The 12508-nt window shown below is 73.2% G+C and carries 14 protein-coding genes; 6 read left to right on the top strand and 8 right to left on the bottom strand.

Going from position 1 to position 12508, the window contains the following annotated elements:
• Positions 1-22: 22 nt before the first annotated feature.
• The 3 genes from murC to ACGFZK_RS04140 form a co-directional block, all read right to left on the bottom strand.
• On the bottom strand, positions 23-1420 hold the full coding sequence (gene murC / locus ACGFZK_RS04150) for a UDP-N-acetylmuramate--L-alanine ligase (RefSeq protein ID WP_393847287.1): 1398 nt from the start codon (positions 1418-1420) through the stop codon (positions 23-25).
• A 60-nt stretch (positions 1421-1480) separates the two neighbouring features.
• On the bottom strand, positions 1481-1948 hold the full coding sequence (locus tag ACGFZK_RS04145) for an indole-3-glycerol phosphate synthase (RefSeq protein WP_393847286.1): 468 nt from the start codon (positions 1946-1948) through the stop codon (positions 1481-1483).
• 148 nt (positions 1949-2096) lie between these two features.
• Positions 2097-2879 (bottom strand): pyrimidine reductase family protein, encoded by a 783-nt coding sequence (locus ACGFZK_RS04140; protein WP_393847285.1) that lies wholly within the window; start codon positions 2877-2879, stop codon positions 2097-2099.
• Between the two features lie 84 nt (positions 2880-2963).
• Here ACGFZK_RS04140 and zapE point away from each other — a divergent pair, with 84 nt between their 5' ends.
• On the top strand, positions 2964-4019 hold the full coding sequence (gene zapE / locus ACGFZK_RS04135; protein ID WP_393847849.1) for a cell division protein ZapE: 1056 nt from the start codon (positions 2964-2966) through the stop codon (positions 4017-4019).
• A 62-nt stretch (positions 4020-4081) separates the two neighbouring features.
• Complete coding sequence (locus ACGFZK_RS04130; RefSeq protein WP_393847284.1) at positions 4082-4507, top strand: OsmC family protein; 426 nt, start codon at positions 4082-4084, stop codon at positions 4505-4507.
• A 66-nt stretch (positions 4508-4573) separates the two neighbouring features.
• Here ACGFZK_RS04130 and ACGFZK_RS04125 read toward each other — a convergent pair whose 3' ends face one another.
• Positions 4574-5686 (bottom strand): amidohydrolase family protein, encoded by a 1113-nt coding sequence (locus tag ACGFZK_RS04125; protein ID WP_393847283.1) that lies wholly within the window; start codon positions 5684-5686, stop codon positions 4574-4576.
• 27 nt (positions 5687-5713) lie between these two features.
• A complete protein-coding gene (locus tag ACGFZK_RS04120) occupies positions 5714-7027 on the bottom strand; it encodes a cytochrome P450 (protein ID WP_393847282.1) in 1314 nt (437 codons plus the stop codon).
• A gap of 237 nt (positions 7028-7264) precedes the next feature.
• Here ACGFZK_RS04120 and ACGFZK_RS04115 point away from each other — a divergent pair, with 237 nt between their 5' ends.
• The 4 genes from ACGFZK_RS04115 to ACGFZK_RS04100 all read left to right on the top strand — a co-directional run bounded on the left by ACGFZK_RS04115 (position 7265) and on the right by ACGFZK_RS04100 (position 11392).
• Complete coding sequence (locus tag ACGFZK_RS04115; protein WP_393847281.1) at positions 7265-7846, top strand: hypothetical protein; 582 nt, start codon at positions 7265-7267, stop codon at positions 7844-7846.
• Complete coding sequence (locus tag ACGFZK_RS04110) at positions 7846-9294, top strand: alkaline phosphatase PhoX (protein ID WP_393847280.1); 1449 nt, start codon at positions 7846-7848, stop codon at positions 9292-9294. Before ACGFZK_RS04115 ends, ACGFZK_RS04110 begins: the two co-directional genes overlap by 1 nt.
• Positions 9295-9358: 64 nt before the next feature.
• The gene (locus ACGFZK_RS04105) at positions 9359-10411 is read left to right on the top strand and encodes a PPK2 family polyphosphate kinase (RefSeq protein ID WP_393847279.1); all 1053 of its coding nucleotides are present in this window, start codon (positions 9359-9361) and stop codon (positions 10409-10411) included.
• A 60-nt stretch (positions 10412-10471) separates the two neighbouring features.
• Positions 10472-11392, top strand: a complete 921-nt coding sequence (locus ACGFZK_RS04100; RefSeq protein WP_393847278.1) for a polysaccharide deacetylase family protein — start codon at positions 10472-10474, stop codon at positions 11390-11392.
• Between the two features lie 9 nt (positions 11393-11401).
• Here ACGFZK_RS04100 and ACGFZK_RS04095 read toward each other — a convergent pair whose 3' ends face one another.
• From ACGFZK_RS04095 to ACGFZK_RS04085, 3 genes are read right to left on the bottom strand one after another with little or no spacing between them, the layout of a single operon-like run.
• On the bottom strand, positions 11402-11593 hold the full coding sequence (locus ACGFZK_RS04095; RefSeq protein ID WP_393847277.1) for a hypothetical protein: 192 nt from the start codon (positions 11591-11593) through the stop codon (positions 11402-11404).
• Between the two features lie 10 nt (positions 11594-11603).
• Complete coding sequence (locus ACGFZK_RS04090) at positions 11604-12275, bottom strand: ABC transporter (protein ID WP_393847276.1); 672 nt, start codon at positions 12273-12275, stop codon at positions 11604-11606.
• A complete protein-coding gene (locus ACGFZK_RS04085; protein ID WP_393847275.1) occupies positions 12272-12394 on the bottom strand; it encodes a hypothetical protein in 123 nt (40 codons plus the stop codon). The genes ACGFZK_RS04090 and ACGFZK_RS04085 overlap by 4 nt, the downstream gene beginning before the upstream one ends.
• Positions 12395-12508: the final 114 nt, after the last annotated feature.

Here is a 12508-nt window from a genome sequence, read left to right as displayed (position 1 = left end):
ACTCTCCCGCTCCCTCGTACCTTCAGCTCGACAGCCGGGCGAGGATGGCCGGACCGAGGTCCGTGACGTCACCCGCGCCCATGGTGAGAACGAGATCGCCGGGCTTGGCCATTCCCGCGATGGCGTCGGCGACGGCCGCCTTGTCGTGCTCGGCGGTGACGTCGGCGCCCGCCGCCCGGGCGGCCGCGATGATCAGCTCGCTGGTGACGCCGGGGATCGGGTCCTCGCGGGCCGGGTAGATGTCCAGGACCAGCGAGGCGTCGGCGAGGGCCAGCGACCGGCCCATCTCCTTGCCCAGCTCCTGGGTGCGGGAGAAGAGGTGCGGCTGGAAGACGACCAGGATCCGGGAGTCCCCGGCGGCTCCGCGGATGGCCTCCAGGTCGGCGGTCATCTCGGTGGGGTGGTGCGCGTAGGAGTCGATGACCTGGACCCCCGCGGCCTCGCCCTTGAGCTGGAGGCGGCGCTTGACGCCGGTGTACTTGCCGAGCGCGCTCGCCAGGTTGTGCGCCGGAATGCCCAGGGCCACGCCCGCGGCGAGGGCCGCGACGGCGTTGTGCGCGTAGTGGCGGCCGGGGACCGAGACGGTGAAGGTGAGCATCCGGCCGGCCAGGACCACGGTGACCTCGCTGGTCAGACCGCGCGGGGTGATCTTGGTGATCCGGACGTCGGCGCCCTCCTCCTCGCCGTACGTGACGACGTCGAGGCCCTCCTTGCCCGCGACGCGGCGGGCGATCTCGGCGGCGCCCTCCTGGCCGTGGGCGACGACCAGGGTGCCGCCGGGCACGACCTTGCCGACGAAGGTCTCGAAGGACTCGTAGATCTCCTCGATGGAGGCGTAGTTCGCGTGGTGGTCGAGCTCCGCGTTGAGGATGATCGCGACCTGCGGGGTGTACTTGTGGAAGGTGCGGTCGCTCTCGTCCGCCTCGGCCACGAAGATGTCGCCCTCGCCGTGGTGGGCGTTGGAGCCGGGGGCGTCCAGGTCGCCGCCGATGGCGTACGAGGGGTCCAGGCCCAGGGCCGAGAGGGACACCGCCAGCATCGAGGTGGTGGTGGTCTTGCCGTGCGTGCCGGCGACGGCGATCGGGCGCAGCCCGTCCATCAGGGCGGCGAGGGCGTCGGAGCGGTGCACGACGGGGATGCCGAGCTCGGCGGCGCGGGCCAGCTCGGGGTTGTCGGCGCGGATGGCGCTGGAGACGACCACGCAGGTGGAGTCGGCGGCGAGGTTGCCGGCCGCGTGTCCGCCGTGGACCGTGGCGCCGTGGGCGCGCAGCGCCTCGGCGGTCTCGGAGTCACCGCGGCTGTCGCTGCCGGCGACCCGCGCTCCGCGCTGGGCCAGGATCTTCGCGATGCCGGACATGCCGGCGCCGCCGATGCCGATGAAGTGGGGCCGTTCCATGGCGGTCGGCAGGCCGGGCTTCATTCAGGTCGCTCCAGGATCGAGTGCTTGCGGGGGCGCGTGGGGCTCTGACTGGCCCCAAGCCTATTCGTTGTGGGCGAAGAGCTTGAGCACGGGAACGCCGACCTTGTGGCGGGCGCGGGAGGCCCAGTCCCGGTGGAAGAACTCCTCGACGAAGTGCGGGGCCGTCAGGACGATCACCTCGTCGGCCCCGTGCTCGTCCACGACGGACTTCAGTTTGTCGAGCGGGTGGTCCTCGATGATCTGCCCGATGGCCTTGGCACCCTTGGCGCGCAGCGCGTTCAGGGAGTGCGCGAGGGCGTGTGCGGCGGGGCCGAGGGCGTCCTGGCCCTCGGGTTCGTCGCCCTCGCGGATGGCCTCGGGGAGCTCGCCGAGCGCCACGTCGTCGATGGCGCGCAGCAGTCGGTCCTGGTCGCCCCGGGGTTGCATGAGGACGATGAAGGAGACGGCGTCTTCCCCGTGCAGGGTGGTGACGAAGTCCACGTCCACCGTGGTCAGGGGCTGCTCGATCATCAATACGCTCGTGAACACGGACGCCCTCTCCTTCATGGGCCGAGGCCGGCCGGCCGGCCCCTGCGGAAACCATCCTGCCCCGCTGTCGCACGGGGCCCTGCGCAGACATACCTGCCCAGTTATGTGCCCAGCGGAAGCAAAGCGGAACGACAAATTCCGCGCCTTGTCAGATCCGACGGTAGCTCGTGAAGAGGAACCCGGCCTCTTCCAGTACGCAGGCGGGCGCGAGCCGGTGCGGAACCGTGACGGAGGGGCCTCCGGCGATCCGCTGGGCGCCCCCGGCCGCGAGCATCGGGGAGATCGTCAGGCACAGCTCGTCCAGCGCGTCGGCGGCCACGAACTGGCCCAGCAGCCGCGGCCCGCCCTCGGTGAGCTGGCGGCGCAGCCCCCGGTCGGCGAGCTCCCGTACCGCTCGGGCGACGTCCACGGCCGCACCCTCACCGGCCACCACGACCTCGGCACCGGCCCGGACGGCCTCGGCCACCCGGTCGGCGGGCGCGGCGGCTCCGGTGACCACCAGGGTCGGCACCAGCGGGGACGTGAACAGGGGCAGCGAGAAGTCCAGGTCCAGGCTCGCGGTGACCACGGCGACGGCCGGGGCAGGGCCCTGTCCTGCGGCGGCGCGGCGGGCGGCGAAGGCCTCCCGGGCGCGGGCCGGTCGGTAGCCCTCCTGGCGAACCGTTTCCGCGCCGACGACCACCACATCGGCCAGCGCCCGCAGGGTGCCGAAGATCCGCATGTCGGTCTCGCCGGAGATGGGCTGCGAGCGGCCGTCGTGCTGGGCGGCCCCGTCCAGGGTGGAGACCATGTTCGCCCGGAGCCAGTGGCCGTCCGCCTCCAGCGCGGGGTACGCGTAGGCCTCGGCCAGTTCGTCGAGCGACCACTCCCGGTCGGCCCGGTCCAGGGGCGAGGCTGATGTCTGATCGGTCACAGGGAACAGGCGTCGCATCGGTGCAGTGTGCCACGCCCCGTAGAGTTAAGGGCTGTGTCAACATCTCTCTCCCCCTCCGGTCACACCTCGGGCCGGCCCCCGATAGCCGACGCGGGCCCCCAGGCCCTGTGCGCGCGCGAGCCGCGGGTACCCGCCGAGCGGCTGGTGGCCGAGATGGTGCCGCCGCCGCGGTTCGACTCGGTGCGCTTCGACACGTACAACCCGGACCCGACCCAGCCGAGCCAGTCCGAGGCCGTCACCGTGCTGAGCGGATTCGCCGCCGGTCTGGGCGGGTCGCACGCCAGCGGCGCCGGCAAGAAGCGGTGGTTCTCGAAGAAGCCCGCCGCCCCCGCCGGCCCGCGCGGGGTCTACCTCGACGGCGGCTACGGCGTCGGCAAGACCCACCTGCTCGCCTCCCTCTGGCACGCCACCCCGGCCGAGCCCGCGCTCAAGGCCTTCGGCACCTTCGTGGAGCTGACCAACCTGGTCGGCGCGCTCGGCTTCCAGCAGACCGTGCAGACCCTGGGCGGACACCGGCTGCTGTGCATCGACGAGTTCGAGCTGGACGACCCGGGCGACACCGTACTGGTGTCCTCGCTGCTCAGCCGTCTGGTCGAGCAGGGCGTGGCGCTCGCCGCCACCTCCAACACGCTGCCCGGCAAGCTCGGCGAGGGCCGTTTCGCCGCCGCCGACTTCCTGCGCGAGATCCAGGGGCTCTCGGCGCACTTCCGGCCGCTGCGGATCGACGGCCAGGACTACCGCCACCGCGGTCTGCCGGAGGCCCCCGCTCCGTTCTCCGACGAGCAGGTCACCAAGGCCGCGTACGCGGCCGAGGGCGCGAGCCTGGACGACTTCCCCGGCCTCCTCGAACACCTGGCCCGGGTGCACCCGAGCCGCTACGGCGCACTGACCGACGGCATCACGGCGGTCTGCCTGACCGATGTCGGCCCGGTGCCGGACCAGTCGACGGCGCTGCGGCTGGTGGTACTGGCCGACCGGCTGTACGACCGCGAGATCCCGGTCCTGGCCTCCGGGGTCCCCTTCGACCGGCTGTTCAGTGAGGAAATGCTGAACGGCGGCTATCGGAAGAAGTACTTCCGCGCCATATCGCGGCTCACCGCGCTGGCGCGCGACGCGAAACCCCTGGTGTCCCAGTAGGTTTGGGAAGGCCGGGTCCCTTCGGGGAACCGGCCGTTTCCCACATCTTCGAAGGGATCACCATGGCCACCACGCGTCACGCGCACACCGTCTGGGAAGGCGACCTGCTCAAGGGCAAGGGTGTCGTCACCCTCGACTCCTCGGGCCTCGGCTCGTACGACGTCTCCTGGCCCGCCCGTACCGAGGCCGCGAACGGCAAGACCAGCCCGGAAGAGCTGATCGCCGCCGCCCACTCCAGCTGCTTCTCGATGGCGCTGTCCCACGGCCTCGCCGGCGCGGGCACCCCGCCCACCCGCCTGGAGACCAAGGCCGACGTCACCTTCCAGCCCGGTGAGGGCATCACCGGCATCCACCTCACGGTGGAGGGCGAGGTTCCGGGCCTGGACGACGACGGCTTCGTCGCCGCCGCCGAGGACGCCAAGAAGAACTGCCCGGTCAGCCAGGCTCTGACCGGTACGACGATCACCCTGAGCGCCAAGCTCGCCTGATCGCCCGAGCCCCGACTCCCGCTCCGGCGGTGGGGCGCGGGCCGCACGACCCGGCCCGCGCCCCCGTCAGGCCGTCGCCAGCTGCGGGATCAGGCGCATCGCGTTGTCGTGGTAGATCCCCTGCAACTGCTCCGGGGTGAAGGCCGGGTCCGCTTCGAGGGCGGGGAGCGCCAGGTCCGTGACCGTGTCGGCCGGGGCGGCGGGCCAGTCGGTGCCGAAGAGGACGTGGTCGGCCGGCACGTGCTCCAGCAGGGTCGCGGCGGGCGCCATGGGGCCCGCCGTGTCGTAGTAGAAGCGGCTCAGGTGGTCGCGGACGGCGGCCGGTTCGACGCGCGGTTCGCAGAACCGCCCGAGGGCCTGCAGCCGCGTCGCGATGTACGGCAGGAAGCCTCCGGCGTGCGGCAGTACGACGGAGATGTCCGGGAAGCGGTCCAGCGTCCTCCTGCTGATCATGTTCACGGCGGCCCGCGTGGTGTCCAGCAGGAAGTCGCACATGAAGTTCGGGATGCCCGGCACCGTCGACGCACCGGGCGCGCCGGGCCCGCCGGGCGGCCCGTCCGGAAGGTTGTGCGGGTGGGTGTCCACCACGGCGGCGTGTTCGTTCAGCTCGTGGAACAGCCGGTCGTATGCGGGGTCTCCGAGGTAGACGCCCCCGTAGTTGGCCGTCACGTTCACGCCGACCGCGCCCAGCTGCCCGAGCCCGCGGCGTACGGCCCAGGACGAGGCCTCGGGGTCGTCCAGGAAGAGCGGCACGTAGTACGAGAACCGTCCCGGATGCGACTGCGCCACCTCGATCATCGACTGCAGCGTGATGTTGATGGCCTCGCGCAGCTGCGCCGATGACCGGTAGCGCGCCGGGAGCATCGGCTTGAGGACCGCGGTCGTGATGCCCGTGTCGTCCATGAAGCGGATCGCCGCGTCCGTGTCGAGCCGGGTCCACGGGGGCAGCCGTTCCGGCTTGACCAGTCCGTGGTGCACGGCCCAGTCGCGCCATTGCGGCGCGCAGAAGTGATGATGCATGTCGATCTTCGCGTGGACCGCGCGAGCCTCGTCCGTGCCCGGTACGGAGGAACCCCGCGCGACCCGGATGACTTCGCTGGTGCCCACCGCGGCGATGCGCAGTTCGTCCGCCGGCGTTCCCAGCAGGCGCAGTGCGGGGGTACTCGCGGAATCCGTCATGCCAATCCACCGCCCATCGGGTCTGGGTTACTTTCCGGAGGCCACGGAGGCCAGGGACGCCTCGCCCGGGTCCCCGTCGGGGCGCCGCGGCTCCAGGACGAGCCGCAGGTGCTCGAGACCCCGGAACGCCGGCATCGGTCCCTTGAGCCACGCCCGCCCGGTCTCCGCCGCGTCGGCCAGCTCCATGTCCGGGAACTCCCGCAGGAGGGAGGCGAGCGCGATCTCGAGTTCGAGCCGCGCCAGCGGCGCCCCCAGGCAGTAGTGGGTCCCGTGCCCGAAGCCCAGGTGCGTCCCCTGGAGGCCCTCGCGCGTCACGTCCAGCTCGTCGGGGAGGTCGAACCTCTCGGGGTCCCGGTTGGCCGAGGTGATCGCGATCTGCACCAGGGAGCCCCGGGGGATCAGCGTGCCCCGGATCTCGGCGTCCTGCGCCGCGTACCGGAAGGTCGACGTCTCCACCGACCCCTCGAAGCGCAGCATCTCCTCGACCGCCCCCGGAATGAGCGCGGGGTCCTCGCGGAGCTTCGCCGCCTGATCGGGGCGGAGCAGCAGGTTGAGGACCGAATTTCCGATCTGGTAGGCGGTGGTCTTGTGACCGGCGAAGAACAGCACCCACAGCGACGCGACCAGTTCGGGGTCCTCCAGCGGTTCCTCCGCCCGGATGAGGTCGCTGAGGAAGGAGTCCGACGGGTGGGCGCGCGTGTCCGCGATGAGCCGTTCCAAGCGGTGCTGCAGCCGCTCCTCGGCCGCCTTCAGCTCGGCCTTCCTGCCGGGATCGAACCGGGAGCGGGTCACCACCGAGAACTGCTCCAGGATCTCCGGGCGGTCCTCCTGCGGGATGCCCATCAGTTCGCACAGGACCGCGATGGGCAGCGGGAACGCGAACGCGGCCATCAGGTCGACCGTGCCCGCCTTCCGGCACTCGCCGAGGATGGTCTCGGCGATCTCGGTGATCCTCGGGCGCATCTGCTCCACCCGGCGCGGGGTGAAGGCGCTCCGCAGGATGCGGCGCAGCCGGGTGTGCCGGGGCGGGTCCGAGAAGAGCACGTTGTCGTCGAGCGCGTCGAAGAAGCTGCCGTACACGGCGTGGTAGGTGTCGATGGCGCCGTGCATGTTCTTGCTGAACCGGGGGTCCGACAGCGCGTCGCGGGCGTCGTCGTGACGGGTGATGAGGAAGGTGTCGATCCCGTGGGGCGGGGTCAGCCGGCACACCGGGTCCTGCTCGCGCAGGGCTGCGTACAGGGGATGGGGGCACTGCCGGTACTCCGGCGCGCCCCGGGACACGGCCGACACGATCTCGTGCAGCTGTCCGCCGCCGTCCGGTGCCGCATCCTGCTGCGCCATGGTCCGTACCCTCCGTCGCGCTCGCCTTCTGGGGACAACACCGGTTCCCCGCGCGGGTGCGCCCTGAAACGGCGCGCGTCCCGTTCGAGTGAGCGGGCGGCGCCGGCCGCGCGTGCGGGCCCGGTCGGCGGTCAGCCGATCGGCGGTCGCCCGTCCGGGCCGACTGTGTGGCGGGGGCGGCGGCCCGGGGAAGAGCTGCAGGTGCCCCCCAGCCAGCCCGTCACAAGGAGCCCGCGCATGGCCCGCAGTCTCGCCCTGGCCCTCACGGCAGCCGCCTCGCTCGCCCTCGCGGCCGTCACCGCTCCCCCCGCCCCGCCCGCCGCCGCCGCCGCGGACCCGGGCTCGGGACCCCGCCGGGCTCTGAGCGACCGGGCCCTCGCGTACGCGGCGACCGCCAGGTTCCAGGTGCACGCCAACGCGGTGGCGGCGGGCTACAAGCCCGACCAGTACTGCGTCACGGACAAGGCGGGACCGGGCGCGCTCGGTTACCCGCACTTCAATCACACGTACGACAACTCCGTCGACCCGGAGAAGCCCGCCGCACTGTTCTACGAGGACGACGGGCGCGGCGGCAAGCGACTCGTCGCGGCCCAGTGGCTGGTCTACGACCGCGACCAGAAGCTGACCACCGACGACGACCGCCCCAGCATGTTCGGCGTCGCCTTCAAGGGCCCCAAGCCCGGCAACTTCCCCGGTCAGCCGGTGCACTACGCCCTGCACCTGTGGCTCTGGAAGAAGAATCCCGACGGCCTCTTCGAGACCTTCAACCGGGCGGTGACCTGCCTTCCGGGCACCACCCGCCCCAAGCCTGCCGCCTGATGCCGTCCGTGCGGCCGCCGGTGCCGGAGTCGGCGGCGGCGGTGCCGGGGTCGGGGGCGGCGGTGCCGGGGTCGGGGGCGGCGGTGTCGGTCAGCCGGCGCAGCCTGCTCGCCGCGGGCGGGGTCGTCTTCAGCGGGGCGCTCGGCGCGCTGTTCGCCGGGGGTGACTCCCGGGCCGCCGGGCCCACCCGGGTTTCCGGGCCCGCGCGCGGGTACGGACCGCTGGTGGCCGATCCGCGCGGACTGCTCGACCTGCCCGCGGGATTCACGTACCGGGTGCTCTCACGGGCGGGCGCTCCGTTGCGCTCCGGCGAGGGCGCCGTGCCCGCCAACTGCGACGGCATGGCCGCCTTCGACGCCGGCGGCGGCCGCGTGCGGCTGGTCCGCAACCACGAGAACCGCACCACCGCCACCCTGCGCGTTCCCGCCGTCCCGGGACTGACCTACGACCCCCAGGCCCTCGGCGGCTGCACCGCCCTGGAGCTGGACGCGGCCGGGCGGGCCACCGGCGAGCGGGTCGCCCTCGCCGGCACCGCCGTCAACTGCGCGGGCGGCCGGACCCCCTGGAACACCTGGCTGAGCTGCGAGGAGACCGAGGACCGCGCGGGCACCTCCGGCTACGCCCGGGACCACGGCTACGTGTTCGAGGTGGACCCCGCCGATCCGCAGCGCTCGGGCGCGGTCCCGCTCACGGCGATGGGCCGCTTCGCGCACGAGGCCGTCGCCGTGGACCCCTACCGCGGGGTCGTCTACGAGACCGAGGACGCCTTCATCCGGCCCTTCGGGCTGTTCTACCGCTTCCTGCCCGAGCGGCCGCTCGGCGGACTCGGCTCGCTGCGGGCCGGCGGCCGCCTGGAGGCCCTGCGGGTACCGGGGCTCGCGGACCTGGCCGTGGTGGACGAGCCCGGGGCCCGGTTCCCGGTGGAGTGGGTGCCCGTACCGGACCCCTCGGCGGCCGGAACGCCGATCCGGCTCCAGGACTTCGGGCCGGGCGGGATCACCCACGCGCAGAAACTGGAGGGCTGCTACTGGGGCGACGGCGGGGTGCACTTCGTGTCCAGCTTCGCCCGCAGCAGCGAGGGCGCGGCCGCCGACCACCACGGGCAGGTGTGGTTCTACGACCCGCGGCGCGCCGAGCTGCGACTGGACGTGGTCTTCGGCCCGGCCGCCGACATCGCCCTGCCCGGGGACTCCCCCGACAACATCTGCCTGGCCCCGGACGGCGGACTGATGGTGTGCGAGGACGGCGGCGGGGCGCAGTACGTCTTCGGCGTGACACGGGGCGGCGAGGTCTACCCGATGGCCCGCAACGCCGAGGACGTCGGGCGGCCGGGGGCCCCGGAGTGGGGGGAGTTCGCCGGGGTCACCTTCTCCCCCGACGGGCGGACCATGTACGTGAACGCCTACGCGCCGGGGACCACCTTCGCGGTGACGGGTCCCTGGCACTGACCTCGCGCTCCCGTTCCGTCTGCTGGAAGATCGTACGGAACCGACGGGATTGGGGTGGTCAGCGATGGCCGGGAAGCAGAACGAGAAGCGGAAACCTGCGAAGCCCGAGAAGCAGAAGAGGGCCGCCGAGCAGGAAGAGGCTTCGAAGCCGGAGAAGCGGGAGAAGCAGGAGAAGCAGGAGAAGCACAAGAAGAAGCCTGCGAAGTCCGGGAAGCCCGCCAAGCCCGCCAAGCCCGGGAAGCGGTCCAAGGGCGCCGGCGGCGACGGCGCCGCGACGGCCCGGCCGCTGCGGGAGCTGCTGCGCGTGACCCCGGGCGACCGGCCGGACCTGAGCCGCCTCGACTCCTCCGCGACCCCCGGCGGCCCCCGGGGGAAGGCGGCCGGGCTGGCGGCCGCCGCCCTGTTGGCGCAGCCGCTCGCCGACCTCCAGGAACGGCTCTACGCGGCGAGCACCACCGGCGACCGCCGTCGCCTGCTGCTCGTCCTGCAGGGCATGGACACCAGCGGCAAGGGCGGCACCCTCAAGCACGTGATCGGCATGTTCAATCCCTCCGGCTGCCGGATCAAGGCCTTCAAGGCGCCCACCGCGGAGGAACTGGCCAACCCCTTCCTCTGGCGCATCAAGAAGGAGCTCCCCCACCCGGGCGAGATCGGCATCTTCGACCGGTCCCACTACGAGGACGTGCTCATCGCCCGCGTCCGCGAGCTGGTCCCGCGCAACCGGGTGCGCAACCGGTACGCCCAGATCAACCGGTTCGAGAAGGCCCTCTCGGACGACGGGGTGACCGTGGTGAAGGTCTTCCTCCACATCGGCTACGAGGAGCAGCGCGAGCGGCTCCTGGCACGGCTGGACAACCCCGCCAAGCACTGGAAGTTCAACGAGGGCGACCTCGAGGAGCGCAGCGTGTGGCCCGCGTACCAGGAAGCGTACGAGCTGGCGCTGGAGCACTGCTCCACGGACGTGGCCCCCTGGTACATCGTGCCCGCGGACCGCAAGTGGTACCGCAACTGGGCGGTCAGCACCCTGCTGCTGGAGCACCTGGAGGAGATCGATCCGCAGTATCCGAAGGGGGACTTCGACGTCGAGGAGTGCCGCAGGCGGCTGCTGGCGGGGTGAGGTTCCGCTCGACCGCCTGTCGTTCATTCTTCTCATCAGTTAGTCATATAGTTTGCGTACGTGACCAATTCCGTACGAAAAGTAGCTGCCGCAGCTGCCACGGCGCTGCTCGGCGCCGCCCTCGCGGGATGCGGGGGCGGCGCCGGCGCGCCGGACGCCGGCCGCGAGGCCGCCCGTATGGGCACCCCCGCCGCCCCGGGCTCCGCCTCGGTCTCCCCCGCCCCCTCGGCCTCGGCTTCCGGATCGCCCGCCGCGGCCCCGCAGGCCGGCGCGCCCGCCAAGCCCCCGACCATGGCGCCCGGTCCGAACGGCCTGACCCCCGTCTTCGAACGGACGAGGCAGCAGACGGACAAGACCGTGGCGCTGACCTTCGACGCCGACATGACCTCCGACCAGGGTCCGCGCGCCGAGGGCGGAGAGCGCTTCGACAACCCCTCGCTGATCTCGACCCTGCGCACCCTGAAGGTGCCCTCGACGGTCTTCATGACGGGCCGCTGGGCCGAGGAGTACCCGGACCAGGCGAAGGCGATCGGCACCGACCCGAACTTCGAGATCGCCAACCACTCGTACAGTCACCACGCCTTCAAGTCCCCCTGCTACGGGCTGCCCGCGCTCGACGCCGCGGCCGCCCGGGCCGACGTGGACCGGGCCTTCGCCGCCTTCCGGCAGGCGGGCGCGGTCAACACCGTCCCGTACTTCCGTTTCCCCGGCGGCTGCTACGACGACCAGGCACTGCGGGTGCTGTCCACGGCCAAGGTCACGGCCGTCCAGTGGGACGTGGTCAGCGGGGACGCCTTCGCGAAGGACCCCGACGCCGTGGCCGAGCAGGTGCTCGCCGGGGTGAAGCCCGGCTCGGTGGTGGTCATGCACTGCACGCGCAGCGCCGCCCCGGTCACCGAGGAGGCCGTCCAGCGGATCGTCCCGGAGCTGCGCAAGCGCGGCTACCGGTTCGTGAAGGTCTCGGAGCTGATCGGAAAGTAGCGCGGGCCCTCAGCCGGAGCAGGCGGTGCGCTGAGCGTCCTGCCACTCGCACACCGCGCAGAGCACCACGCCCGGTGTCGCGACCCCGTACTCGGTGGGCTTCCCGCACTCCACGCAGTCCGCGTACGGCGGCCCCGGTACCCGCCCGGCCGGCGCGGCAGGGGCGGGGCAGTACGACGGGGTCTCATCCGGCCGGTCCATACGTACGAGCCTACCGGCCGGGGCCGGACCAGCTTCTCCGTACGGCGACCAGGCAGGCCGCCGCGCCCGCGCCGGCGGCCAGCAACAGCGCGCCCCCCAGGGGCAGGAGCGGCAGCGGGACCGTGCCCGAGCGGGCCGCCGTGACCAGGGCGGACACCGCGCTGCGGGCCGGAGAGGGGGCGAGGACCCAGGCCAGCAGCGAGCCGAGGGCCCCGGCCAGGATTCCGTAGCCGCGGCCCCGCACCAGCGGCCTGCTGCACAGGGCGCCCACGGCCGCGCCGGTCAGCGCGCACGCGGCCACCGCCGTCGCCCCGGCGAGGGCGGTCGCGGCGGGGTCGGCGGCCCGGGCCGGGTCGCCGATCAGCACGGCCACGGCGGCCGCCGCCCCTCCGGCGAGCAGCGCCCCGGTGAGGGCGGTGAGCAGGGCCGCCGCATGCACCCGTACGGGACCGGTGGCGGCGGTCGTGCAGTCGCGGGCCGCGTCGGGCTCGTTGGTGACGCAGATCCGGACGAGCCAGACGGTGGCCGGGACCAGGCCGGCGGCCACGTAGCCGAGGGAGTCCAGCACCGGGTCGCCCGGCCGGATCCCGACGGCCACGAAGGCGGCGTACACGGTCAGCGGGGCGAGCCACCGCTGGGAGCGCAGCAGCAGCGCCGCCTGGTAACGCAGCAGGGCGGTCACGGCAGTTCCTCCACGGCGCGGATGTGCCAGGGCGGCCGGGCGGTGAGCAGGTCGCGCAGGAGCCCGTCGGAGCCGGCGGCGTCCACGGTCAGCAGGACTCCGCCGTCGGGGGCGGGCACCGCGGGGGGGGGGGCCCGCCCCCGGGGGGGGGGGGGGGGGCGGCGGGGGGGGGGGGGCGGGGGCCGCGCCCCCCCCCGGCGGGGGGGCGCCCCCCCCCCCCCGCCCCCCCGGGG

Origin of the sequence: Streptomyces sp. NPDC048257 (assembly GCF_043201855.1) — a bacterium.
In the GTDB taxonomy this organism is placed as follows: domain Bacteria; phylum Actinomycetota; class Actinomycetes; order Streptomycetales; family Streptomycetaceae; genus Streptomyces.
This window is presented reverse-complemented; position numbering and strand designations above follow the sequence as displayed.

Bases quoted from the DNA above. Each gene is read 5' to 3' on its own strand.
- ACGFZK_RS04105 (WP_393847279.1), top strand. From the start codon at position 9,359: ATGGCCGGGAAGCAGAACGAGAAGCGGAAACCTGCGAAGCCCGAGAAG.
- ACGFZK_RS04140 (WP_393847285.1), bottom strand. From the start codon at position 2,879: ATGCGACGCCTGTTCCCTGTGACCGATCAGACATCAGCCTCGCCCCTG.
- murC (WP_393847287.1), bottom strand. From the start codon at position 1,420: ATGAAGCCCGGCCTGCCGACCGCCATGGAACGGCCCCACTTCATCGGC.
- ACGFZK_RS04120 (WP_393847282.1), bottom strand. From the start codon at position 7,027: ATGGCGCAGCAGGATGCGGCACCGGACGGCGGCGGACAGCTGCACGAG.
- ACGFZK_RS04125 (WP_393847283.1), bottom strand. From the start codon at position 5,686: ATGACGGATTCCGCGAGTACCCCCGCACTGCGCCTGCTGGGAACGCCG.
- ACGFZK_RS04130 (WP_393847284.1), top strand. From the start codon at position 4,082: ATGGCCACCACGCGTCACGCGCACACCGTCTGGGAAGGCGACCTGCTC.
- ACGFZK_RS04110 (WP_393847280.1), top strand. From the start codon at position 7,846: ATGCCGTCCGTGCGGCCGCCGGTGCCGGAGTCGGCGGCGGCGGTGCCG.
- ACGFZK_RS04095 (WP_393847277.1), bottom strand. From the start codon at position 11,593: ATGGACCGGCCGGATGAGACCCCGTCGTACTGCCCCGCCCCTGCCGCG.
- ACGFZK_RS04115 (WP_393847281.1), top strand. From the start codon at position 7,265: ATGGCCCGCAGTCTCGCCCTGGCCCTCACGGCAGCCGCCTCGCTCGCC.